The organism is Paraburkholderia polaris, assembly GCF_012927345.1.
GTDB lineage: Bacteria > Pseudomonadota > Gammaproteobacteria > Burkholderiales > Burkholderiaceae > Paraburkholderia > Paraburkholderia polaris.
Window position 1 is genome coordinate 164477 of record NZ_JABBGJ010000008.1, and the last position, 23961, is coordinate 188437.

Sequence of the window (23961 nt, forward strand, 5' to 3'; positions counted from 1 at the left end):
GCTTTTCGTCTTCATCATGATCAAGCAAGCGCTCATCTCTGTTTCCGACAAGTCCGGCATCGTCGACTTCGCCAAGTCGCTGTCGGACCTCGGCGTCAAGATCCTGTCGACCGGCGGCACCGCGAAACTCCTCGCGGACGCGGGTCTCTCCGTCACCGAAGTCGCCGACTACACGGGCTTCCCGGAAATGCTGGACGGGCGTGTGAAAACGCTGCATCCGAAGGTGCACGGCGGCATTCTCGCGCGCCGCGATCTGCCGGAACACATGGCAGCGCTTGAAAAGCACGACATCCCGACGATCGACCTGCTGGTCGTGAATCTGTATCCGTTCGTGCAGACCGTGTCGAAGGAAGAGTGCTCGCTGGAAGACGCGATCGAGAACATCGACATCGGCGGCCCGACCATGCTGCGCTCCGCCGCGAAGAATCATCGCGACGTGACGGTGGTGGTCGATCCGGCTGACTACGCAATCGTGCTCGACGAAATGCGCGCGAACAACAACACGGTCGCCTACAAGACGAACTTCCGTCTGGCCACCAAGGTGTTCGCCCATACCGCGCAGTACGACGGCGCGATCACGAACTACCTGACGAGCCTGACCGACGAATTGCAACATTCGTCGCGCAATGCTTACCCGGCTACGTTCAACCTGGCGTTCGACAAGGTGCAGGACCTGCGCTACGGCGAAAATCCGCATCAGAGCGCTGCGTTTTACCGCGACCTCACCGTGCCGGCGGGCGCACTGGCGAACTACAACCAGTTGCAAGGCAAGGAACTGTCGTACAACAACATCGCCGATTCCGATGCAGCGTGGGAATGCGTGAAGACGTTCGACGTGCCGGCTTGCGTGATCGTCAAGCACGCGAATCCGTGCGGCGTGGCAGTGGGCGCGGACGCGAACGAAGCGTATGCGAAGGCGTTCCAGACGGATCCGACTTCGGCGTTCGGCGGCATCATCGCATTCAACCGTGAAGTCGACGAAACGGCTGCCCAAGCGGTGGCCAAGCAGTTCGTCGAAGTGCTGATCGCCCCGTCGTTCAGCGCGGCGGCTCGCCAGGTGTTCGCGGCCAAGCAGAACGTGCGTCTCCTGGAAATCGCTTTGGGTGATGGCCATAACGCGTTCGATCTGAAGCGCGTCGGCGGCGGCCTGCTGGTGCAATCGCTTGATTCGAAGAACGTGCAGCCGCGCGAATTGCGCGTGGTCACGAAGCGTCACCCGACGCCGAAGGAAATGGACGACCTGCTGTTTGCATGGCGCGTCGCGAAGTACGTGAAGTCGAACGCGATCGTGTTCTGCGGCAACGGCATGACGCTCGGCGTCGGCGCGGGCCAGATGAGCCGCGTGGACTCGGCGCGAATTGCGAGCATTAAGGCGCAGAACGCCGGTTTGACGCTGGCGGGTTCGGCTGTGGCGTCGGATGCGTTCTTCCCGTTCCGTGACGGTCTGGATGTGGTGGTCGCAGCAGGCGCGACCTGCGTGATTCAACCGGGTGGCTCGATGCGCGACGACGAAGTGGTCAGCGCCGCGGACGAGCACAACATCGCGATGGTGTTGACTGGGGTGCGTCACTTCCGGCATTGATTTTTCAGGCTTGGCGGTCGGCGTTTGCTTCTTTGCGAAGCGGCGGTCGCTGAGCTGCCTTGAATGAAGCGGCCTGGTGGAATTTTCCACCGGGCCGTTTTGTTTTTTGGCGGCTACTACTGGCAAGTCGTGACCGCTGTCCTTGCTGTGACCCTCTGTCTCCCCGCGTTCTTTGGATGTTTCGGGCCGCTCATTGGCCACTGTCATTGGCCACTGTCTTTAGCCACGCGCATTGGCGGCGCTCTTTGGCGGCGCCCTTCAAGCGTTCCCGCTGGGCCATCTGCTTTGGCCGCTTTCTCTTTGCGTCGCCAGTCAGTCGTCGGGGTCCTTTCTCGCGTATCCACCACTCACGTCGGCGTGCTGGCTAATGTAGGTGCTGAGCCCCCGCCCTCGCTGCGCCAAACGCTTTAGCGTGGCGACGTGCTTCGCGCCGACGCTCGCCTTCGTGTACCAGTAGACGACGCCCGTTCTGAAACGGACCGCGACGAAGTCATCGCCGATTTCGTACGCCTCGACGCCTGAGTCGCCGCTGAGATTTCGATAGTGCTCCATGTGCGATCCCCCTTTCAACGCATGCAGCAGCAGTTTTTATTCCGTCGGCATCGCTGCACACCGACCGCCACGTGACGCGTTCGTTGTAGTATCGCAAGCACTTAGTTTTAACCGCACGTGCGGCATCTCATGAGAATTCTCGGCATCGACCCCGGCTTGCGCGTGACCGGTTTTGGCGTAATCGATCAAACCGGTCACACGCTCAGCTACGTCGCAAGCGGCGTGATCAAGACCGCCGACGCCGATCTGCCGTCGCGTCTCGGCACCATTTTCGAAGGCATTTCGACGCTGATCCGTCAGCATTCGCCGGATCAGTCGGCGATCGAAAAGGTGTTCGTCAACGTCAACCCGCAATCCACTCTGCTGCTCGGCCAGGCGCGCGGCGCGGCGATCTGTGGACTAGTGGCGGGCGGCGTGCCGGTCGCCGAATACACGGCCTTGCAGTTGAAGCAGGCTGTAGTCGGCTACGGACGCGCGACCAAGGAACAGATGCAGCAGATGGTGGTACGGTTGCTCAACCTCTCCGGCGTGCCCGGCACCGACGCCGCCGACGCCCTCGGCATGGCGATCTGCCACGCACACGGCGGCACGACGCTTAGTACGCTCGGTGGCATTGCGCCTTCGCTGGCGAAGAAGGGTTTGCGCGTCAGGCGTGGACGGTTGGTGGGATAGACGCTCAGTTCCGGTTTGCCAGCGCCCGCCGCGCACTCGCTGCGCTACACTCGCCATTTCTCTCGAGATTGAATCCGCCATGATCGGTCGCATTGCCGGCGTTCTGCTGGAAAAAAACCCGCCGCATCTGCTCGTCGACTGCAACGGCGTCGGTTACGAAGTCGATGTACCGATGAGCACGTTCTACAACCTGCCGTCGAACGGCGAACGCGTTGTGCTGCTCACGCAAATGATCGTGCGCGAAGACGCGCATCTGCTCTATGGTTTCGGCACCGCTGAGGAACGTTCGACTTTCCGCGAATTGCTGAAGATCACCGGCATCGGCGCGCGCATGGCGCTCGCCGTGCTCTCCGGCATGAGCGTGCATGAACTGGCGCAGACCGTCACGATGCAGGACGCTGCACGCCTGACTCGCGTGCCCGGCATCGGCAAGAAAACAGCAGAGCGGCTGCTCCTCGAACTGAAGGGCAAGATTGGCGCCGACCTAGGCGCGTTGGCGGGCGCGGCGTCGGCATCCGACCATGCCTCCGACATCCTGAACGCACTAATCGCATTGGGTTACTCCGAAAAAGAAGCGTTGGCGGCGATCAAGAACGTATCGGCCGGTACCGGCGTTTCCGAGGGCATCAAGCTCGCGTTGAAAGCGTTGTCCAAGGGTTAAATGCTCAGGCCATCGCAGCGGCGCCGCATGCGATGGGTAGAGCTTCGCATACGGCGGCACGCTGCACACCCTGGCCGTTCGGCCAAGCTTCGCAACGGCCGTCCCCCCAAGGGGGTTCCCTTCGGGGCGCGCGCGGTACAATGACCGCATGATCGAAACCGACAAACTCGCCGCCGAGCGCATCATCGCGGCCACGCCCGTCTCGCCGAACGAAGAAGCGTTCGAGCGCGCGTTGCGCCCGCGCCAGCTCGAAGAATATGTCGGGCAGGAAAAAGTGCGTGGTCAGCTGGAAATCTTCATCGAGGCTGCCAAGCGCCGGTCGGAATCGCTCGACCACGTGCTGCTGTTCGGGCCGCCGGGTCTCGGCAAAACCACGCTCGCGCACATCATCGCGCGGGAAATGGGTGTCAATCTGCGGCAGACCTCGGGGCCCGTGCTCGAACGCGCCGGCGACCTCGCCGCGCTGCTCACCAACCTCGAAGCCAACGACGTTTTATTCATCGACGAAATCCACCGACTCTCACCGGTCGTCGAAGAAATTCTGTATCCGGCGCTGGAGGACTATCAGATCGACATCATGATCGGCGAAGGGCCCGCCGCGCGCAGCGTGAAGCTGGATCTGCAGCCGTTCACGCTGGTTGGCGCGACCACCCGCGCCGGCATGCTGACCAATCCGCTACGCGATCGCTTCGGGATCGTCGCGCGGCTCGAGTTTTATAACGCCGAAGAACTGGCGCGCATCGTCACGCGTTCGGCGTCGTTGCTACATGCGCAGATCCATCCGGATGGCGCGTTTGAAATCGCCAAGCGTGCGCGCGGCACGCCGCGGATCGCGAACCGGCTGCTGCGCCGTGTGCGCGATTTCGCCGAGGTGAAAGCGGACGGCAACATCACCGCGCAGGTGGCCGACGCCGCGCTCAAAATGCTCGACGTGGACGCGGTCGGCTTCGACCTGATGGACCGAAAGCTCCTTGAAGCGATCCTGCACAAATTCGACGGCGGCCCGGTCGGCGTCGACAACCTGGCGGCGGCAATCGGCGAAGAGCGCGATACGATCGAAGACGTGCTCGAGCCGTATCTGATCCAGCAAGGCTTCCTGCAACGCACGCCACGCGGCCGCGTCGCCACGCTGCTCACGTACCGGCATTTCGGTCTCGCCGCGCCGGACGCTTCGAGTCCCATATCCGGCCTGTGGAATTCGGCCGCGACCTGAACTGGATACACGTCGCGTGAAACTGATTTAGGGATGTCCGATCAAGCCAAGCAGCCCACTTCACGCGGCAGCCTCTCGCAGCTACTCACGGGCAGAATCCGCTCAAAACTGGCTGCCGGCGTCACGCATCTGACGACCGGCAGCGGTCCCACGCTCGACTACTCATCGCCGCCGGGCGACCCTGGGCTGTTCGGGCCCGACTCCGTTTGCTGGAAAGTCCACGCCGACTTCACGTCGATGATGACGGGCGGCATCAGCGCGCTTCTGCTCCAGGCCCTGCATCCGCTGGCGCTCGCCGGCGTCTGGGATCATTCGACGTTTCGCACCGATATTCTGGGGCGCCTGCGCCGAACCGCGACTTTCATCTCCGGCACGACGTATGGCAACCGGCATGATGCGTTAGCGCTGATTGAGCGCGTGAAGCGCATTCACCTCGGCGTCACTGGCGTTGGACCTGATGGCCGGCCATATCGCGCGAGCGACCCAGCCTTGCTGACGTGGGTGCACGTGGCCGAAGTGTCGAGTTTCATGACTGCGCACTTACGGTACGTGAATCCATTACTGCCCGTTGCCGCGCAGGACCAATACTTCGCGGAAACCGCGCGCATCGCTGAGATGCTCGGCGCGTCGAATATTCCGCGCTCACGTGCCGGGATCGACGCTTACCTGTTCGCCATGCAACCTCAGTTGGTGGCCAGCGAGCGCACTAGAGAAGTCGTGAGGATTCTAATGAACGCGCCCGCACCGACTGCAGCGATGCGGCCCGCGGGAGCATTGATGTTAAATGCCGGCGTTGATCTGCTGCCCGATTGGGCGCAGTCGATGCTGGGGTTCGAACGATTCGCCGGTATTCGCCGTGCGCTCGCGAGGCCCGGCGTGCGGCTGGTCGCGCCCGTGATCCGCTGGGCGCTGGTGAACGGTGTATCGAAGCGGGCACGCCGTCGCGTTGCCGCCACGCACGAATCGAAGTAGACCGCGAAATACCCACTGCGAGACAGCTTCCGCGAATAGCGGCCCCCTAAGGGTCGCGAGCGAAGCAAGCCGTGCAAACCGGCTCCATGCAAATGGAACCGCTCCGATCAACGCCCTGGTTCCGGCACCCTCTTGAAGCTATCGTCCGCGCTCGGCGCATCGAGATGCGACACATCCGCCCACGACACGATCGTCGCCTTGCTCGCGTCGTCGGCGTAGTCCACCACGTTGACGCTCGTGTTCAGCAACGCGTAATCGCGCGGCGCATCGAGCGACAACCCACATGCGAACCGCCGCACGCAATCCAGCACGCCACCATGAGCGACGACAGCGATCCGCCCACCCGGATGGGCAGCAACGATCGGCTCGATCGCATGCAGCACGCGATGGTAAAGCGTGCGCTGCGATTCACCTTCAGGCGCCGCAAAACCTGCGTCGCGAGTTTGCCAGTGCGCGTGTTCATCGGGAAAACGGACGGCGATCTCGTCGCTGTCATGCCCCTGGAATGCGCCGTATGAGCGCTCGCGTAAACCTTCACACAGTTGCAACGGCAGACCGAGCGCATCGGCGATTGGCTGCGCGGTTTGTTGTGCGCGCTGCAGATCGCTCGAATAGATCGCGTCGAGCCGCGCACCCTCTTTCACCTCATTCGCGATGCGGCGCGCAAGGCGTTGCGCCTGCGCGAGGCCGGTCGTTGCGAGCGGAATATCGATGTGACCTTGAATGCGCTTGATGCGGTTCCAATCGGTCTCGCCGTGGCGGATGAACAGAATCTGCGTGGTCATGGGATGAGCGTGGGGGCCAGTAGCCGGTTATGCCGAGCCGCTATTGTCGCAAAAAGCGGCTGGAGGAGTAGATGCCTGCCGGCGAATGCACCATTCGGCGGCAGTTGAAACTCAAGCGTTCGTCTGCAGCCAGAACGTGACTGGTCCGTCATTGACTAGCGACACCTGCATATCGGCGCCGAACTCGCCCGTCTCGACGATCGGGTGCTTTGCGCGCGCTGCCGAGACGAAGTAATCGAATAACCGCTTGCCTTCGTCCGGCGGTGCGGCGGGCGTGAAGCTCGGGCGCAGGCCGCTGTTGGTGTCAGCCGCCAACGTGAACTGGGAAACGAGCAGCAAGCCGCCTGCGCGCCCGGCACCGTCGAGATTTTGCACGGAGAGGTTCATCTTGCCAGCCGCATCGCTGAAGACCCGGTAGCCGAGCACCTTGGCGAGCAGCCGGTCAGCTGCGCCTTCCGTGTCGCCACGTTCGGCGCATACGAGCGCGAGCAGTCCCGCCTCGATCGCGCCGGTCACGCGGTCGCCTACACGCACTTCCGCGCGCCGCACGCGCTGTATCAGCGCAATCATCGGCTCGACTCCGAATGCAACGCTCGAGGCATCATCACGTTATCGCTGAGCCATCAAGCCGTCAGCGTGACGCGCGCAAAACGACGCTTGCCGACCTGCACGACGTACTCGCCGGCCTCGACCTTCAGGCCCTTGTCGGACACAGTCGTGCCATCGATCTTCACGCCGCCCTGCTCGATGTTGCGCAGCGCCTCGCTGGTCGACGGCACGAGGTTGGCCTGCTTGAGCAACTGGCCGATTGCGAGCGGTGCGCCCGCGAGCGTCACGGCCGGAATATCGTCCGGCACGCCGCCCTTGGCGCGATGATTGAAGTCTTCAAGCGCGCGCTCGGCATCGGCTTGCGAATGGAAGCGTGCGACGATTTCCTGACCGAGCATCACCTTAAAATCGCGCGGATTGCGGCCCGCTTCGATCTCTTTCTTGAACCCGGCGATCTCGTCCATCGGACGGAACGACAGCAGTTCGAAGTAACGCCACATCAGCACGTCGGAAATGCTCATCAGTTTGCCGAACATGTCCGTCGGCTTTTCGCTGATACCGATGTAGTTGTTCTTCGACTTCGACATCTTCTCGACGCCGTCCAGGCCTTCCAGCAACGGCATGGTCAAAATGCACTGCTGTTCCTGACCGTACTGTTTCTGCAGTTCGCGGCCCACCAGCAGGTTGAACTTCTGATCCGTGCCGCCGAGCTCGAGGTCGGCATTCAGCGCGACCGAGTCGTAGCCTTGCATCAGCGGGTACAGGAATTCGTGGATCGAGATCGGCACGCCGCCCTGGAAACGCTTGGTGAAGTCTTCGCGCTCGAGAATACGCGCCACCGTGTAGCGCGACGCGAGCTTGATCATGCCGTCGGCGCCGAGCGGCATCGACCATTCGCTGTTGTAGCGGATTTCGGTCTTGTCGCGGTCGAGCACGAGTGCGGCCTGCTCGAAATACGTTTTCGCATTCGATTCGATCTGCTCGCGCGTGAGCGGCGGGCGCGTGGCGTTGCGGCCCGATGGATCGCCAATCAGCGACGTAAAGTCGCCGATCAGGAAAATCACCGTGTGACCGAGGTCCTGCAACTGCCGCATCTTGTTCAGCACGACCGTGTGGCCAATGTGGATGTCAGGCGCGGTTGGATCGAGGCCGAGCTTGATACGCAGCGGCTTGGCCGTAGCCGCGCTCTTCGCGAGCTTTTGCGCGAATTCGTCTTCGATCAACAGTTCGTCGACGCCGCGTTTGGTGACCGCGAGTGCGTGACGGACTTCGTCGGTGATCGGGAAGGCGGGGCTGGGCTTGGTGGACTCGGTGGTCATGCTGGAAACGTGAAGTCGCGAAAAAAGGAGATTGTCCCATAGATGCGCGCCGCCGCGCCCACTGACTCAGCCATAAGCGCCCGCCGGCGCATGATTTCGGCTTGTTAGGACGCGCCATTGGCATCGTGACGCTTTATATTCGGCCGCGCTTGCGCGGATAATCTGCTAAAACAGATCGCAACGAATCATCGAGAGGAGCAGCAACGTGGCGCAAGACCCCGCAGACGGCGTCTACTTTGGACTGATGTCCGGCACGAGCATGGACGGCGTGGACGGTGTGGCCGTCAGATTTGCCCAAGGTAAGCCACCGGTGGTGCTGGCCGAGGCGTTTGTCGGCTTCGCGGCAGGCTTGCGCGAGGCGCTGTTCGCGCTGCAACAGCCGGGGGACAACGAGATCGAACGCGAAGCGCTGGCCGCGAATGCGCTCGCCACGCGCTATACCGTGTGCTGCCACGAATTGCTGAATTGCAGCCGCGTGCCGGCCTCAGAAGTCCGTGCAATCGGCGTCCACGGCCAGACGGTACGGCATCGACCGGAAAAGGGTTATACGCGGCAAATCAACAACCCCGCGCTGCTCGCGGAAATGATGCACATCGACGTGATAGCCGACTTCCGCAGCCGCGACGTCGCGGCCGGCGGCCAAGGCGCGCCGCTCGTGCCGGCGTTTCACGCCACGGTGTTCGGCGCGAAAGACGAAACGCGGGTGGTCTGCAATCTGGGCGGTATCAGCAATATCACGATCCTGAACGCGACCGGCAGCGTGCGCGGCTTCGACTGCGGGCCGGCGAACGCACTGCTCGACGAATGGGCGCAGCGCCATCTCGGCAAACCTTTCGACGAAAACGGCCATTTCGCCGCGGGCGGACAGGTCGATCGCATGTTGCTGAACGCGCTGCTCGATGAGCCCTTCTTCTCGCAGCAACCGCCGAAAAGCACCGGCCGTGACTTGTTCAACGCGCAATGGCTGGATGCGAAGCTCCAGCCGTTCGCCGCTCTCGCCCCCGCCGACGTGCAAGCCACACTGGTCGCGCTGACTGCGGTAACGGTTGCGCGCGAAATCGAACGGCATGCATCGGACGCCAAGGCGGTCTATGTGTGTGGCGGCGGTGCGCGCAATCCGGAGATTCTGAAAGCGCTGCAACAGGCGCTGGAGGACAGCGGCGTAAGCGGCGTGCCCGTGATGACAACCGACGCGCTCGGCGTCCCGCCGAGCCAGGTCGAGCCGCTGGCGTTTGCATGGCTCGCGATGCGCTGCGTAGCACGGCTGTCGGGCAATTTGCCGGCCGTCACCGGCGCCGCTGCCGAGCGCGTGCTGGGGGCGATCTACCCGCGCTAAGCGAGGCCCCTGGGTTTTAGCGCAGACAATAAAAAGCGGGGCCGAAGCCCCGTTTTCTTTTACAACCTGTCGCCTAACCGGCCATCAAACCGAGAACGACGAGCCGCAACCACAGGTGGTCGTAGCATTCGGGTTCTTGATGACGAACTGCGCGCCGTTGATGTCGTCCTTATAGTCGATCTCAGCGCCGACCAGATACTGGTAGCTCATTGAATCGATCAGCAGCTGGACGCCGCTCTTGTTCATGACGGTGTCGTCTTCGTTGACGGCTTCGTCGAACGTAAAACCGTATTGAAAGCCCGAGCAGCCGCCGCCCTGCACGAAAACGCGCAGTTTGAGGTCCGCATTGCCTTCTTCTTCGATCAGTTGCTTGACCTTGTCAGCCGCTGCGTCGGTAAAAACGAAGGGGGCGGGCATCTCGGTCACGGGTGTATCGGTGACTGCGTTCATTCGAACTCTCCAAAAAGCTTCTAACCGCTATTGTAGGGCTGATCTCAATATCGTGCTGATGCCCACAAAATCAATGGGTTCTTCCAGGAAACTCTATCGATCGGCGCCGGCCGCCGTCAGCCCGCCTGAGCGGACCAAACCACCGCCCCAGCGAGAAAACCGTCGTCGTAAATTCAACGCGAAAAGTCATAAAAAAAGCCGCCTTCGCGAAAGCGTTGGCGGCTTTTGCAGCGATCCAGCCCGAAAGCCAGATTGCACCCGAAGCGATTAACGCTTCGAGAATTGCTTCCTGCGACGTGCCTTGTGGAAGCCGACCTTCTTACGTTCGACTTCACGAGCGTCACGCGTCACGAAGCCAGCCTTCGACAGTTCCGGCTTCAGCGTTGCGTCGTAGTCCATCAGCGCGCGGGTGATGCCGTGGCGAACCGCACCGGCTTGACCCGTTTCACCGCCACCGTTCACGTTGACTTTGATGTCAAACGTGACGCCGTGGTTCGTGAGTTCCAGCGGCTGACGCACGATCATCAGCGACGTTTCGCGCGAGAAGTAATCGGCGATAGGCTTGCCGTTTACAATGATCTCGCCCTTGCCAGCCTTGATGAAGACGCGTGCGACGGCGCTCTTGCGGCGGCCCGTGCCGTAATTCCAGTTACCGATCATGTGGGCTCCCCTTAGATCTCGAGCGCTTTCGGCTGTTGTGCCGAATGCGGATGCGTTGCTTCAGCGTAGACCTTCAGCTTCTTGATCATCGCGTAGCCGAGCGGGCCCTTCGGCAGCATGCCTTTGACCGCTTTCTCGAGCGCACGGCCCGGGAAGCGTTCTTGCATCTTGCCGAACGTCGTTTCATAGATACCGCCCGGGTAACCCGAGTGACGGTAGTACTTCTTGTCAGTAGCCTTGTTGCCCGTGACGCGCAACTTGCCGGCGTTGATAACGATGATGAAATCACCGGTGTCGACGTGCGGAGTGAATTCAGGCTTGTGCTTGCCGCGAAGACGGTGTGCCACTTCGCTGGCGACACGCCCGAGAACCTTATCCGTCGCGTCAATCACGTACCATTCACGCGTAACCTCATGGGCTTTTGCGGAAAACGTCTTCATGATCGATCCAAAAAAATTGCTGCGCCCAATGTATTTTTTCCTGCTTGTAGTGTGCGCATCGAGGCGCGTGCAGGCTCTCCCTGGTTCTTCCTCCGCGGGCGCGGATGCGGAAAAGCTCTGAATTATAAAGGAATTTGTCACGCCGAGTCAAAGTTTGCGGGGTTTCGGGCGACAAGTTGTCTGCGGCGACGGCCGGACAGCGTCATTTGACGTTCCTCGTGGGCCGCCGGACGACACCGGCTCCGGGAGCCAAACACGGGAGAAAGCGCAGGCGAAAGCGCGAGCGAAAAAAAACCCGAACGAGCGGTTCGGGTTTAATCCACCAAAGGAGGAGGTGGAGGAGACAGCGGAGGTTGCAGAACTGCTGCAACCGATGGGATCGATTATACGAGGCGTCCTTGTGCGATGCAAGAACATTTGCATTGTGAAACTCTATCTCACAATATGGTAGTCACATCCACAGACCCAAAAACGCTGAATTCCTTTTAAAATCAATTGTGAAAGCCATTTTAAGCGGTTGCCTAAGCAGACATCGTCTAGAGTAAAACCCCTAAACCCGTCAGGACATTCCCGAATCGGCGGAACGTGCCGCACTGCAACACGCAAGCCATCATTGCGCGTAAGTTCCAGCGAAAGTCCCCTCGGGCGGACACGCAGACACCGGGCTACAATGCCGTTTCGATATAAGCGCAGCGCGGTGGAGCACAGCATGGAATGCAAAGTTAGCTGGATGGGGCAAGACGGGATGGCATTTGCGGCCGAGACCGGCAGCGGTCATCTGGTCACGATGGACGGCGCGCCGGAAGGCGGCGGCCGCAATCTCGCGCCGCGTCCGATGGAAATGGTTCTGCTCGGCACGGGCGGTTGCACGGCGTACGACGTCGTGATGATCCTGAAGAAGAGCCGCCAGGAAATCGCCGGCTGCTCGGTGACGCTGAAGGCCGAACGCGCCAGCGAAGATCCCAAAGTATTCACCAAGATCCATTTCCACTTCACCGTGACGGGCAAGAATCTGAACCCGGCTACGGTGGGGCGCGCGATCAATCTGTCGCACGACAAATACTGCTCGGCGTCGATCATGATCGCGAAGACCGCTGAGCTCACGCACTCGTTCGATATCGTCGCGGGCTGAGCGCTTCGGCTTCGGCGCAGGTAGCCGCGCATCTAACCAAACCAGCGCGTCAAAATAAAAATGCCGGCGTCCACACGGACGCCGGCATTTTTTGTTGGGTGGCAAAGCAAGCCGATAAGCCGGATTCTGTGCACGCGCCACGTCCGAAAACGTGACGCGCGTAGCAGTCATTCCTCTAGGCGCGCCATTGCTGACGCGCTCAAGCTTCCTACCCGCAGACGTGACGGGGGCCCCGTCCTGCATCTCGAAGATGCTAGCCTGCCTACTTGGAATTGCTCCGGGTGGAGGTTACCGTGCCGGTCTGCCTTGCAGCAGCCGCGGTGCGCTCTTACCGCACCGTTTCACCCTTACCTGATCCCGGCTTGCGCCGGGCCATCGGCGGTTTGCTTTCTGTTGCCCTGTTCCGCGTGTCACCACGGATGGCCGTTAGCCATCACCCTGCCCTATGGAGTCCGGACTTTCCTCGCCCTCTTTAGCCGAAGCCGCAGAGGCCGCGACTGCCTAGCCTGCTTTGCTGGGGCGCATTTTAGCATCTGCCGGCATGGGTAGCCGCGTCGGTGGGGAGAAATAGCCGGATGGCATCTGGCCCGGCGCGAGCAATTCGAATCGCGCCGCGATGTGGCGACGTCACATCCGTGCGACTCGCGTGCGCGGCCACCCACAGACGCCGCTCAAACAACTTCAAGTGGATCGGGAAAGCTTGTCGCGTGCGACAGCCCACTGAAGCCCCTTTCAGGAAATCTCACGTGGGCCGACAAGCCCTAGCGCGTGCGGCGGCCTGCTCGAAACACTGAGGCATCCTCGTAAAACGCCGGCACTTCGTTCTCAGACCACCACCCCGGAATGCCCAGCACGGGGAGCGGCGCGAACATACGGCTCGTCAATGCGTCTGTGCCCAGCAACGTGGCGCTCACCACCTTATCAAGCCATGCGTCGCGCGCCGGAGCGTCCCAACCGAAGTATTCGTATGGCACGTCGACGATCCACGCGTGGCCCGTGCAGGCCTTGAACGGCGCAACCAGCTTTTCCAGCAGCGCGTGCCCGAAGCAGCGCACTTCGCAGCGTGCGCCCCAGGCATCACGGTGAGCGACCATCAGCGTCTGCCAGTCGAACCCGCGCAATGCCACGCTCAACGCCGGGTCGGCACAGGCGAACAGCAACGCGTTTTCGTCGAACAAGGTCAACGTGTCGCGCACGCCGCCGCGGGTCGGACCGACACCTAACGCGTCGATCGCCGCCGACTGCCGCGCGTTCAGCGCCGCCTTGATACGCGGAAACGCAAACCACATCGACCCGTTGAAGAAGTCATGCAGGTTGTGGCGCGTCGGCACGCAGCCCGTCGATGCGATGTGCGCCTCGTAAGCCGCGCCCGGCGGCAGATCGTCCTGCGCAATGAACGCGAGGCGCTGACCGCGCCCAGTGACCTGCCGCATATCGCCGGCGTCGGCATTCATTTCTGCGAGCAAGGCCGCGTAGCTCGTCAGCGCGCCCTGCTGCCAGCGCTCGCCGCGCACCGCGAACTGCGCGAACCACGGCTTCGACCAGTCGATATCGGCGAAACCGAAGCCCACGCGCGCCGCCTCTTGCACCTGCATCTAACGCAACCTCAGACGAGGCGCCAGCCAATCGACTCACCGCCGCGCAGCGGCACGACAGGCGTGTCGCCAACCGGCAATTCAGCCGGCAGCGTCCATTCTTCGCGACGCAGCGTGACCTTCTCTTCGCTGCGCGGCAGACCGTAAAAATCCGCGCCGAAGAAGCTGGCGAAGCCTTCGAGTTTGTCCAGCGCGCCGGCCTTGTCGAATGCTTCCGTATAGAGTTCGAGCGCATGGAGCGCCGTGTAGCAACCCGCACAGCCGCACGCGTGTTCCTTCAAACCCTTCGGATGCGGTGCGCTATCGGTGCCGAGGAAGAAGCGCGGATTGCCCGAGGTCGCCGCCTCGACCAGCGCCACGCGATGCGTCTCGCGCTTCAACACCGGCAGGCAGTAGTAATGCGGGCGAATGCCGCCCTGGAAGATCGCGTTGCGGTTGTACAGCAGATGGTGCGCGGTGATCGTCGCACCGAGCAGCCCCGGCGCCACGCCGGCTTCGCGGATGTAGTCGACTGCGTCTTTCGTCGTGATGTGCTCGAACACCACCTTCAGCGCCGGAAATTCGCGGCGCAGCGGCGTCATCACGCGGTCGATGAACACCTTCTCACGGTCGAACAGGTCGATCGACGAATCCGTCACTTCGCCGTGCACAAGCAGCGGCATACCGGTTTCCTGCATCACTTCGAGCGTTTTGGCGCACTTCATGATGTCGGTGACGCCTGCGTCCGAGTTGGTCGTCGCACCCGCCGGGTAAAGCTTCACGCCATGCACGAAGCCGCTTTCGCGCGCGCGGCGGATTTCGTCCGGCGGCGTGTTGTCGGTCAGATACAGCGTCATCAGCGGCTCGAACTTCGCGCCGGCCGGGATCGCGGCGACGATGCGTTCGCGGTACGCCCGCGCCATCGCGGTCGTGGTGACCGGCGGTTTCAGGTTAGGCATGATGATCGCGCGGCCGAACTGGCGCGCGGTATCGGGCAACACGGCGGCAAGCATCTCGCCGTCGCGGACGTGCAGGTGCCAGTCGTCCGGGCGGGCGAGCGTAACGGTGTCGATGGAATCGTGGGGGGCGTTGGAAGCGGTCATGGCGAGAGGGGACGAGATTCGGCGATAAAAGCGTGATCGACGTGGGCACACTGCGGCAATTCGTGCCGTTGCGGCCTAAACACACGTCAATTTTGCTATTTGGCGCTTCTGGCTCGGTGATATGCTTGGAAAATCATCATTGTAACGGCTCGCCCCGTTCACAGGCTTACCCGCAACATGTGCCAACTTCTCGGAATGAACTGCGCCGCGCCGACGGACGTCACGTTCTCGTTCACCGGCTTTGCGGCGCGCGGCGGCGTCACCGATCACCACGCGGACGGCTGGGGCATCGCCTTCTTCGAAGACAAAGCCTGCCGCCTGTTCATCGACCATCAATCGTCGGCTACCTCGCCGATCGCCGAAATGGTCAAGCGCTACCCGATCAAATCGAAGAACACGATCGCGCATATTCGCAAGGCGACGCAAGGGCACATCCTGCTCGAGAACTGCCATCCGTTCATGCGCGAACTGTGGGGGCGTCACTGGATCTTCGCGCACAACGGCGACCTGAAAGACTATTCGCCGGCGCTGACGGGCGTCTATCAACCTGTCGGCACGACCGATAGCGAACTGGCGTTCTGCGCGTTGCTGCAAGGTTTGCGCAAGGCTTTCCCGGGCACGCAGCCGCCGCTCGACGAACTGTTCGCCGCGCTCGAAACGCTCACGCGCGAGATCACGCAATTCGGCGTATTCAATTTCCTGATGTCGAACGGCCAGGCGCTGTTCGCGCATTGCTCGACGCATCTGCATTACATCGTGCGGCGCTGGCCATTCTCGACTGCCCATCTGGTCGATGCGGATGTGTCGATCGATTTCGCCAAATACACGACGCCGGAAGACCGCGTCGCCGTGATCGCGACCAAGCCGCTCACCGATAACGAGGTGTGGACCGCTTTCAAACCGGGCGATCTGATGATGTTCCAGCACGGCGAAGTGGTCGGCCGAGTCAACGTGCCGGTGCCGGCTTCGGTGCTGGAGAAGTTGCGCAATCCGGCGTTGGACGCATCGGCTTCGGCAACGACGATTGCGGCTTCGGTTGAGGCGGTAGCCACGGCCGAGGTCGACTTTGAAGCCGCGGATGACGCCGCCGCTTTCGAATCCTGACCTGCGAATGCGCTCGCTAACGTCGGAACGCCGACCCTACGCTTGCGCTCGCCAACGCAAGAATTCTTAGCCCGCGTCTGCATTCACGCACGGCAGAACGACCAGCCCGCGCTTGCCTCCCGAACGTCAGAAGGCCAACGTCAAAAACAAAAAAGCCGCTTCTTTTCCCGAAGCGGCTTTTTTGCATGTGAGCCACGCCATGTAAGCAGCGTGGCCCGATAAAAACCTCAGTGCAGGATCTTCGCCAGAAAATCCTTCGCGCGATCCGACTTCGGATTCGCGAAGAAATCTTCCTTGCGGTCGTCTTCCACGATCAAGCCCTTGTCCATGAAGATCACGCGGTGCGCGACCTTCTTGGCAAAGCCCATTTCGTGCGTGACGCACATCATCGTCATGCCTTCCTGCGCGAGTTCGACCATCACGTCGAGCACTTCGTTGATCATTTCCGGATCGAGCGCGGAGGTCGGCTCGTCGAAGAGCATAGCGATCGGGTCCATCGACAGCGCGCGCGCAATCGCCACACGCTGCTGCTGACCGCCCGACAATTGCCCCGGAAACTTATCCGCATGCGCACGCAGACCGACGCGATCGAGCAGCTTGTAGCCCTTGGTGGTGGCTTCGTCTTTCGAACGGCCGAGCACCTTGATCTGAGCGAGCGTCAAGTTCTGCACGATCGACAGATGCGGGAACAGTTCGAAGTGCTGGAACACCATGCCAACCTTCGCACGCAACTTCGACAGATTGGTTTTCTTGTCGGTCAGCGATTGGCCGTTGATGACGATTTCGCCCTTCTGGAACGGCTCAAGGCCGTTCACGGTTTTGATCAGCGTGGACTTGCCCGAACCCGACGGCCCGCACACCACCACCACTTCACCTTTTTTGACTTCCGTCGTGCAGTCGGTCAGCACTTGAAACTGACCGTACCACTTCGAAACATTCTTGATAGAGATCATCTTGCGACCTTTTTCTGAAGACCTTTGACGAGGCTCGACGCGATCACACAGACCACGAAATAACACGCGCCCGCGAACAGTACCATTTCGACATTCGTACCGTCACGGTCGCCAATATTCGTAGCGGTGCGGAAGAAGTCGGCGAGGCTGATCACGTAGACGAGCGACGTATCCTGAAACAGCACGATACCTTGCGTAAGCAGCAGCGGCACCATCGCGCGGAACGCCTGCGGCAGCACGATGAGGCGCATCGCCTGCGGGTAGCTCATACCGAGCGCAAACGCCGCATTGACCTGGCCGCGCGGCACCGCCTGAATGCCGGCGCGGATGATCTCCGAATAGTACGCTGCCTCAAACAGCGAGAAAGCGACCATCGCCGAAGCCAGCCGGATATCGATATCCGGCGACAAGCCCAGCACGTTTTGTAGCACCTGCGGCACGATCAGGAAGAACCACAGCAGCACCATCACCAGCGGGATCGAACGGAACACCGTGACATAAGCCTTCGCGAACCAGGCGAACGGCTTGAACGGCGAGAGCCGCAGGATGGCGAGAACCGTGCCCCAGATAATGCCGAACACGATCGCGATCAGCGTGATCTTGAAGGTGACGATCGCGCCGGTCCACAGCGTAGGCAGTGCGCCCGGAATACCGCTCCAGTCGAAATGATGCATCACTTACCTCCGATATAGCCGGGCAACCGTGTCTTGGCTTCGACCCAGCGCATCAGTTGCATCACGACCAGATTGATCAGCATGTAGGCCAGCGTGACCGCGATGAACGACTCATACGTCTGCGACGTGTAGTCGACCAGTTGGCGCGCCTGGGCCGACAGATCCAGCAGACCGATGGTCGACGCGACCGCCGAGTTCTTGAAGATGTTCAAAAACTCGGACGTGAGCGGCGGCACGATGATCCGGTACGCAACCGGCAGCAGCACGTAGCGATACGTCTGCCATTGCGTGAAGCCCATTGCCAGACCCGCGGCGCGCTGGCCGCGCGGCAACGCGTTGATGCCCGAGCGCACCTGCTCGCACACGCGCGCGGCGGTGAACAACCCGAGACAGATGATCGACGACGAGAAGAACTGCGCGCCCGGCGGCAATTGCTTGAACCAGTTGCCGATCGACACCGGCAGCAACTCCGGTATCACCAGATACCAGATGAAGAACTGCACGATCAGTGGGATGTTGCGGAAGATCGCGACATAGAGCGTGCCGATACCGGACGCCCATTTGTTCGGCACCGTGCGCAGCACACCGAAAAACGAACCGACGATCAGCGCGATTACCCATGCCGACAGCGACACGGTAATCGTCACCCAGAAGCCGGACATCAGCCAGCCCAGATAGGTGGTCGGCTCGCCGGTGGAGACCGGACTCAGCAAAATGCCCCAGTTCCAGTGATATGACATGACCAAGACTCCAGCAAAAAGAAACGGAAGAAGCGCGTGGCCCCTTCCGTCTCGTTCAGCGTTTCAAAAAAACAGCTAAGGTTTAATCGATTGCCTTGTCATTCGGGCTCTTGTAGAGCGCCTTGATGTCGTCGCTTTCCGGGAAGTTCAGGTTCAGGCCCTTCGGCGGAATCGGCGATTCGAACCACTTCTTGTAGATCTGATCGGCTTCGCCCGAGGTTTCGACCTTCGCGATCGCGTCGTCGACGACCTTCTTGAATTCCGGATCGTTCTTGCGAATCATGCAGCCATACGCTTCATGCGATTGCGGTGTGCCGACGATCACGAAGTCGCCCGGGTTGTTCGACTTTGCCCGCTCGCCCGCCAGAAGCGCGTCGTCCATCATGAACGCGGCAGCGCGGCCGGTGGAGAGCGTCAGGAATGACTCGCCATGGTCCTTCGCGCTAATGATGTTCATGCCCATGCTCTTGTCCTGGTTCATCTTGCGAAGCAGGCGCTCGGAGGTGGTGCCGGCCGTCGTGACGACAGTCTTGCCCTTCAGGTCCGCGAAGTCCTTGATGCCGGAGTCCTTCTTGGTCATCAGACGCGTGCCGATCACGAAGATCGTGTTCGAGAACGAAGCTTGTTGCTGGCGTTCGGCGTTATTGGTGGTCGAGCCGCATTCCATGTCGACGGTGCCGTTTTGCACCAGCGGAATACGGTTTTGCGACGTGACAGGCGTGAGCTTGACCTTCAGGTTAGGCATGTTCAGCTTTGCCTTGACCGCCTCCACCACCTTCAGCGCGAATTCCTGCGAGTAGCCGATGACATTCTGTTTGTCGTCGTAATACGAAAACGGGATCGACGATTCGCGATGACCCAGCGAAATCACGCCCGTGTCTTTGATCTTTTTCAGCGTACCAGCGTCTTGCGCATGCGCGCCAACCGTAAACAGTCCGAGAGTCGCGAGCAACAGCGCAGCTTTTTTAACCTTCATGTGTGATCTCCTTGGCAAGAATCGGCGCCAGTTTAGCAAAGTAATTATTTTGAAAGTATTGCTATAAACCATGTTTGTTGCATGTTCCCCTAATCCCTCAAGAGGACTTCCTTGGGGGCGCGCGCCGCTACGCGTGTTGTCGTGTTAAACGACGCTTCCGGGACGGTCAGTTAACCTTTCCGGACATGCGAAGGCGGGCGGCATCGATACGATGCCGCCCGCCGGGTCAAACACGCGGTCTTTTGAACCGCGTCGAAGCAGGATCGGTAAGTTCCGCGAGGTAGCGGACCCGCCGTTTCACGCAATCAGGTCAGGGATACAGGCCGCGCAATTCGCGCGCTTCCAGGATCCGCTTACACGCGACGATAAACGCGGCGGTCCGCACGGACACCTTCTGTTCGCTCGATACTTGCCAAACTGCGGCAAATGCTTCACGCATCACGCGCTCGAGACGCTGGTTGATCTCATCTTCGGTCCAGAAGAAGCTCGAGAAGTCCTGCACCCACTCGAAATACGACACCGTCACACCGCCCGCGTTGGCCACAACGTCCGGAATCACGAGGATGCCGCGGTCGTGCAGAATGTCGTCCGCTGCCGTAGTGGTCGGGCCGTTAGCGCCTTCCACGACGATCTTCGTCTTGATCTTCGCTGCGTTCTTTTCGGTGATCTGGTTTTCCAGCGCAGCCGGAATCAGGATGTCGGATTCAACCGTCCAGAAATCTTCGTTCGCGATCGCGTCGGCTTCCGCGAAACCGCCCACGCCGCCCGTCTTCGCCACGTGAGCCAGCAGCGCGACAGCATCGATGCCGGTTGACTTGTACAGCGAGCCGGTGTGATCTTGCACCGCGACCAACTTCGAGCCCGCTTCCTGAAACAGACGCGCAGCGATGCCGCCCACGTTACCGAAGCCCTGCACGGCGATACGCGCGCCTTCGATGTCGACACCAATGCGGCGTGCTGCTTCGGAGGCAACCACGAACACGCCACGGCCCGTCGCTTCACGGCGGCCCAGCGAACCACCCAGCGTGATCGGCTTGCCCGTCACGACGCCCGTAGCCGTTTGGCCCTGGTTCATCGAGTACGTGTCCATCATCCACGCCATGATCTGCTCGTTCGTGTTCACGTCCGGCGCGGGGATGTCGGTATTCGGTCCGATGATGATGCCGATTTCGCTCGTGTAGCGGCGCGTCATGCGCTCCAGCTCGCCACGCGACAAGGTGCGCGGGTCGACACGAATACCGCCCTTCGCGCCGCCGTACGGCACGTTCACAGCAGCGTTCTTCACCGACATCCACGCCGACAGCGCCATCACTTCCGACAGCGTCACGTCCTGGTGATAGCGCACGCCGCCCTTACCCGGACCGCGCGACACGTTGTGCTGCACGCGATAGCCTTCGAAGTGCGCGACGGTGCCGTTATCGAGTTCGATAGGCACATCGACGATCAGAATGCGCTTTGGGCGCTTCAGGGTTTCGAGCCAGCGGGACAGCGAGCCGAGGTACGGCGCGACGCGGTCGACCTGACGCAGGTAGTTGCCCCACGGGCCGAGGTCTTCGCTATTAAGGTAGGAGGGAACGGACTGCAACGATGATGCGGATTGTGCGACTTGCTGCTGAGAAGACATGAACGCTCCGGCGTTGATCGAATAGCAGCATTGTCGAAAAACGCCGTTTTGAAATCCAATGCCGTTTCCTTATCCGATTATGTTTTTTCTGCATAACCGTTAAGAAGCCGCAAATTCGCGTCGTAGGGACGCAGGTTTTCAGGCAGCGCCTGCGCCTTGCGCCAACTCCTCCGACACCACGTCCCACAGTTGCCGCACGAGTATTTGCCGTGCATCGTCGCCTTTGGCGGCCAGCTTGTCGCGATAGAGGCGAATCTCCATGGTCAGCGTGAGCTGCCCTTCGGGCGTGCCGCGCGTCGCGCGATCGAGCCTGATCAGCTTGCTGTCGGCGACCGCGTCTTCCACTGCGCTGTGCGGCAGGAACGCAATGCCGTGGCCGGCCAGCGCCATCGCTTTGAGCCCCTCGGCCATGTCTGTTTCGTACAACCGGTCGAGATACAGGCGCTCCGGCGCGTTGGCGAGAATCACTTCGGTCATGCGGCCAAGGTACGCGTTCGGCGTGTAGGTTAGATAGGGCGTGGGCGTTTCGGCCGTGCCCGGCAGCGTGTGCCGAGGGCGCCCGGCGCGGCCCGGCGCCGAGAACGGACTGATCGGTTCGTTGCCGAGCGTGAGCATGTCGTAGCGCGCGGGATCGAGCGCGACCGGATGACTCGGATGGTGATAGCCCATCATCAGATCGCAACCGCCTTCCACCAGCGCCAAAGCCGCGTCGTGCACGTTCAACGCCCGCAGCCGGGTATGGATCGGGCCCATTTGCGCTTCGATGCGTTGCAGCCAGCGCGGGAAGTACGTGAGCGACAGCGTGTGCGGCACCGCGAACTCGATGGTTGCCTGCGGCGTCGCCGTGTGTCCGCGCAGTAGGGCACGCGCCTCGTGGAACTGCGACAGCATGGTGAGCGCCTGCTCGTAAAACACCTGGCCTGCCGCCGTCAGCCGCGTCGGGTAAACCGAACGATCGATCAGTTCCGTGCCCAGCCACGCTTCCAGTGCCTGAATTCGCCGCGAAAATGCCGGTTGCGTGACGTGACGCGATTCGGCAGAGCGGCTGAAACTACGCGTTTCCGCGAGCGAAACAAAGTCTTCGAGCCATTTCAGTTCCATACGTAGCCTGCTGCTGCCGGGAGAGAGGAAGACAGCATTCTAGATCGGTGTCGTGATGCATACCGCGGCCATCACGCTCCGCTATTGCCCGCCGGCGCGATGAGACGGCCATGAGCCGGCGACAGGCCAGGCGCGATAGAGACGCACTAGGCCTCGTCGCCTTCCATGACGCGGTGGTTCCCAATACGCTCAACCTCACCGAGTCCATTGATCACACATGCCTGGCCGATCAAGCCTTTGCGGTCCAGGCCGGCATCGTTGAGCTGTTGAGCTGTCAGGCTGCCACTCGCCACGCCGATATACACCCAATACTGCTGCGGCCGACAGCCGATGCCCAGTTCGCCGGCATCGCTGATAACGCCAAAATGCTTCAGTGCCCGATAGTGATCGGGCCGGGCATTCTTGTCGTCATCCGATTTCCATTGCTCGATGAAACTGTCGTAGCGGTTCGCCCGCAACGCGACGAAATCGTACGTCCATGCGTCATTGAACACTGACTCGAGAAATGCCCGGCGGGCGCCGTCAGCACCCATCACGCCGCACATCGCCCCGAGTAGCCCGCAGTTGAGACTCGCCGTCGCATCGTTGAAGTGGGCAGGCAATCCCACGACGATCCAGCTTGCGCTGCCCTCCGCTTCGCTGGATGCCGGCTGATCGAACTTCATGCGAATGCCACGCGCATCCCAATCCAGAAATGCCCGCATCAGGCATTCAATATCGTCGGCGAACAGCCATTCATCCGGCCCGGCCTGGGCGCCGCCCGGATCGTCGCCTCCACAGCTGACCGCGAACCTTGGACGCCCGATCCCGTTGATGTATTCCTCGAATTGTGTACCGTTGGTAATAACCGACCTGAAGACCGTTACACCTTGCTGGGGAGCTTTCATTATTTACGACCTCCTGGCTTTACTTGATTTTTTGGGGGTACAGGAGCCGACACAATACTCACTTTTTTACAAATGGAGAAGCACGGACATTAGATTCAGAAAATACTTCACCACTACCCATGCAATGAACCGTATAGTTAATTACCAAGTGGCGCAACGCGTGAAACATGTCACGCCATCAAAACCGCCCTGGCGCAGGCATTTTGCATCACAGCATTAACGTTCATGGCACCCCTCGACACGACATTAATTTGATATTTTTGACGAAAATTAGCTGGCGATCACGTATATCGCATACCAGCCACATCTACGCCCGTTACCTTGCGCAGGCATCTTTCGCTAACGAATGATACCCATTCTCACCAATCCGCCAATCGCCGTCCGGCGACAACGCAGTCACTTTCGATAAGAAAATATTTGAATCCGTGGGTGAAGCACCATCGACTTATTTCCTCCTTTTTTCCGTAGTAAGTCGACGTAGCCTTTTGCGGAGATTAAGCTAGACTCCTGCAACAGTCCTTAGTCGTTCCTCGGTGCGTTGCGGCCTCTCCCCGGGTCGCTGCATTGTTAATACGCCCGTAAGTTGCGGGCGTTTTTTTTGAAAGTATTCGCCGCCGCTCTCCGGGCGTCTCGACATAAACAAGCACGTCGTCATAAATGGTATTCGCGCAGCGTAATAGATGTGCTGCGCGCAATGAATCAAGTTGCTACCCGAATGTTCGACATTCGATGAAAATTCTTGAGATCCGCTGGCAGCGACCGGTTCGATTTCCGGCTGTTCCGCATATCCGCATTTCAGAGTTACACCACGTCTCCAGATACATCGCATCGCACGAATTTAGCGAAATTGACACACAGGAAGTCTTAAGACGTCATTCAGTCTGAGCATTGCCTGTTGCTTC

The 23961-nt window shown here is 60.7% G+C and carries 24 protein-coding genes and 1 other RNA gene; 8 read left to right on the plus strand and 17 right to left on the minus strand.

Annotated elements, in window-relative coordinates; translation table 11 throughout:
- Positions 1-16 precede the first annotated feature (16 nt).
- On the plus strand, positions 17-1582 hold the full coding sequence (gene purH / locus HHL24_RS09550) for a bifunctional phosphoribosylaminoimidazolecarboxamide formyltransferase/IMP cyclohydrolase (RefSeq protein ID WP_169485262.1): 1566 nt from the start codon (positions 17-19) through the stop codon (positions 1580-1582).
- 312 nt (positions 1583-1894) lie between these two features.
- Here purH and HHL24_RS09555 read toward each other — a convergent pair whose 3' ends face one another.
- Positions 1895-2134, minus strand: a complete 240-nt coding sequence (locus tag HHL24_RS09555; RefSeq protein ID WP_169485263.1) for a hypothetical protein — start codon at positions 2132-2134, stop codon at positions 1895-1897.
- Positions 2135-2263: 129 nt separating this feature from the next.
- On the opposite strand from HHL24_RS09555, the gene ruvC reads away from it, so the two are divergent.
- The 4 genes from ruvC (at position 2264) to HHL24_RS09575 (ending at position 5652) form a co-directional block, all read left to right on the plus strand.
- The gene (ruvC, locus tag HHL24_RS09560) at positions 2264-2806 is read left to right on the plus strand and encodes a crossover junction endodeoxyribonuclease RuvC (protein WP_063497310.1); all 543 of its coding nucleotides are present in this window, start codon (positions 2264-2266) and stop codon (positions 2804-2806) included.
- 79 nt (positions 2807-2885) lie between these two features.
- The gene (ruvA, locus tag HHL24_RS09565) at positions 2886-3467 is read left to right on the plus strand and encodes a Holliday junction branch migration protein RuvA (RefSeq protein ID WP_169485264.1); all 582 of its coding nucleotides are present in this window, start codon (positions 2886-2888) and stop codon (positions 3465-3467) included.
- Positions 3468-3615: 148 nt separating this feature from the next.
- Positions 3616-4680, plus strand: a complete 1065-nt coding sequence (gene ruvB / locus HHL24_RS09570; protein WP_169485265.1) for a Holliday junction branch migration DNA helicase RuvB — start codon at positions 3616-3618, stop codon at positions 4678-4680.
- A gap of 33 nt (positions 4681-4713) precedes the next feature.
- The gene (locus HHL24_RS09575; RefSeq protein WP_169485266.1) at positions 4714-5652 is read left to right on the plus strand and encodes an oxygenase MpaB family protein; all 939 of its coding nucleotides are present in this window, start codon (positions 4714-4716) and stop codon (positions 5650-5652) included.
- Positions 5653-5759: 107 nt separating this feature from the next.
- On the opposite strand, the gene HHL24_RS09580 is transcribed toward HHL24_RS09575, so the two are convergent.
- From HHL24_RS09580 to tyrS, 3 genes are all read right to left on the minus strand, one after another.
- On the minus strand, positions 5760-6437 hold the full coding sequence (locus tag HHL24_RS09580) for a histidine phosphatase family protein (protein WP_169485267.1): 678 nt from the start codon (positions 6435-6437) through the stop codon (positions 5760-5762).
- Between the two features lie 111 nt (positions 6438-6548).
- Positions 6549-7007 (minus strand): D-aminoacyl-tRNA deacylase, encoded by a 459-nt coding sequence (dtd, locus tag HHL24_RS09585; protein ID WP_120303006.1) that lies wholly within the window; start codon positions 7005-7007, stop codon positions 6549-6551.
- 53 nt (positions 7008-7060) lie between these two features.
- A complete protein-coding gene (gene tyrS / locus HHL24_RS09590) occupies positions 7061-8305 on the minus strand; it encodes a tyrosine--tRNA ligase (RefSeq protein WP_169485268.1) in 1245 nt (414 codons plus the stop codon).
- A 205-nt stretch (positions 8306-8510) separates the two neighbouring features.
- Here tyrS and HHL24_RS09595 point away from each other — a divergent pair, with 205 nt between their 5' ends.
- Entirely contained in the window at positions 8511-9641 is a 1131-nt protein-coding gene (locus tag HHL24_RS09595) for an anhydro-N-acetylmuramic acid kinase (protein ID WP_169485269.1), read from the plus strand.
- Positions 9642-9725: 84 nt separating this feature from the next.
- Here HHL24_RS09595 and erpA read toward each other — a convergent pair whose 3' ends face one another.
- The 3 genes from erpA to rplM form a co-directional block, all read right to left on the minus strand.
- A complete protein-coding gene (erpA, locus tag HHL24_RS09600) occupies positions 9726-10091 on the minus strand; it encodes an iron-sulfur cluster insertion protein ErpA (RefSeq protein WP_007180424.1) in 366 nt (121 codons plus the stop codon).
- 267 nt (positions 10092-10358) lie between these two features.
- Positions 10359-10751: a 30S ribosomal protein S9 gene (rpsI, locus tag HHL24_RS09605; protein ID WP_007180423.1), complete on the minus strand. Its 393-nt coding sequence runs from the start codon at positions 10749-10751 to the stop codon at positions 10359-10361.
- Between the two features lie 11 nt (positions 10752-10762).
- A complete protein-coding gene (gene rplM, locus HHL24_RS09610; RefSeq protein ID WP_007180422.1) occupies positions 10763-11191 on the minus strand; it encodes a 50S ribosomal protein L13 in 429 nt (142 codons plus the stop codon).
- 709 nt (positions 11192-11900) lie between these two features.
- Between rplM and HHL24_RS09615 the strand changes: the two genes are divergently transcribed.
- The gene (locus tag HHL24_RS09615; protein WP_169485270.1) at positions 11901-12323 is read left to right on the plus strand and encodes an OsmC family protein; all 423 of its coding nucleotides are present in this window, start codon (positions 11901-11903) and stop codon (positions 12321-12323) included.
- Positions 12324-12422: 99 nt separating this feature from the next.
- Here the strand turns inward: HHL24_RS09615 and rnpB are convergent.
- The 3 genes from rnpB to pyrC all read right to left on the minus strand — a co-directional run bounded on the left by rnpB (position 12423) and on the right by pyrC (position 15000).
- An RNA gene (gene rnpB / locus HHL24_RS09620) (RNase P RNA component class A) lies at positions 12423-12836 on the minus strand.
- Positions 12837-13084: 248 nt separating this feature from the next.
- The gene (locus tag HHL24_RS09625; RefSeq protein ID WP_169485271.1) at positions 13085-13918 is read right to left on the minus strand and encodes a DUF3025 domain-containing protein; all 834 of its coding nucleotides are present in this window, start codon (positions 13916-13918) and stop codon (positions 13085-13087) included.
- Positions 13919-13929: 11 nt separating this feature from the next.
- Positions 13930-15000 carry a dihydroorotase gene (pyrC, locus tag HHL24_RS09630; protein WP_169485272.1) on the minus strand — a complete coding sequence of 357 codons (1071 nt, stop codon included), beginning with the start codon at positions 14998-15000 and terminating at the stop codon, positions 13930-13932.
- Positions 15001-15177: 177 nt separating this feature from the next.
- On the opposite strand from pyrC, the gene HHL24_RS09635 reads away from it, so the two are divergent.
- Entirely contained in the window at positions 15178-16104 is a 927-nt protein-coding gene (locus tag HHL24_RS09635) for a class II glutamine amidotransferase (RefSeq protein WP_169485273.1), read from the plus strand.
- A 227-nt stretch (positions 16105-16331) separates the two neighbouring features.
- On the opposite strand, the gene HHL24_RS09640 is transcribed toward HHL24_RS09635, so the two are convergent.
- From HHL24_RS09640 to HHL24_RS09670, 7 genes are all read right to left on the minus strand, one after another.
- A complete protein-coding gene (locus HHL24_RS09640) occupies positions 16332-17057 on the minus strand; it encodes an amino acid ABC transporter ATP-binding protein (RefSeq protein WP_074282222.1) in 726 nt (241 codons plus the stop codon).
- Positions 17054-17731 carry a glutamate/aspartate ABC transporter permease GltK gene (gltK, locus tag HHL24_RS09645; protein WP_169485274.1) on the minus strand — a complete coding sequence of 226 codons (678 nt, stop codon included), beginning with the start codon at positions 17729-17731 and terminating at the stop codon, positions 17054-17056. The genes HHL24_RS09640 and gltK overlap by 4 nt, the downstream gene beginning before the upstream one ends.
- Complete coding sequence (locus tag HHL24_RS09650; RefSeq protein WP_169485275.1) at positions 17731-18471, minus strand: amino acid ABC transporter permease; 741 nt, start codon at positions 18469-18471, stop codon at positions 17731-17733. Before HHL24_RS09650 ends, gltK begins: the two co-directional genes overlap by 1 nt.
- 82 nt (positions 18472-18553) lie before the next feature.
- Positions 18554-19447 carry a glutamate/aspartate ABC transporter substrate-binding protein gene (locus tag HHL24_RS09655; RefSeq protein WP_169485276.1) on the minus strand — a complete coding sequence of 298 codons (894 nt, stop codon included), beginning with the start codon at positions 19445-19447 and terminating at the stop codon, positions 18554-18556.
- 310 nt (positions 19448-19757) lie between these two features.
- Positions 19758-21071, minus strand: a complete 1314-nt coding sequence (locus HHL24_RS09660) for a Glu/Leu/Phe/Val family dehydrogenase (protein WP_169485277.1) — start codon at positions 21069-21071, stop codon at positions 19758-19760.
- A gap of 138 nt (positions 21072-21209) precedes the next feature.
- The gene (locus tag HHL24_RS09665) at positions 21210-22172 is read right to left on the minus strand and encodes a LysR family transcriptional regulator (RefSeq protein ID WP_169485278.1); all 963 of its coding nucleotides are present in this window, start codon (positions 22170-22172) and stop codon (positions 21210-21212) included.
- Positions 22173-22318: 146 nt separating this feature from the next.
- Complete coding sequence (locus tag HHL24_RS09670) at positions 22319-23059, minus strand: hypothetical protein (RefSeq protein ID WP_169485279.1); 741 nt, start codon at positions 23057-23059, stop codon at positions 22319-22321.
- Positions 23060-23961 lie beyond the last annotated feature (902 nt).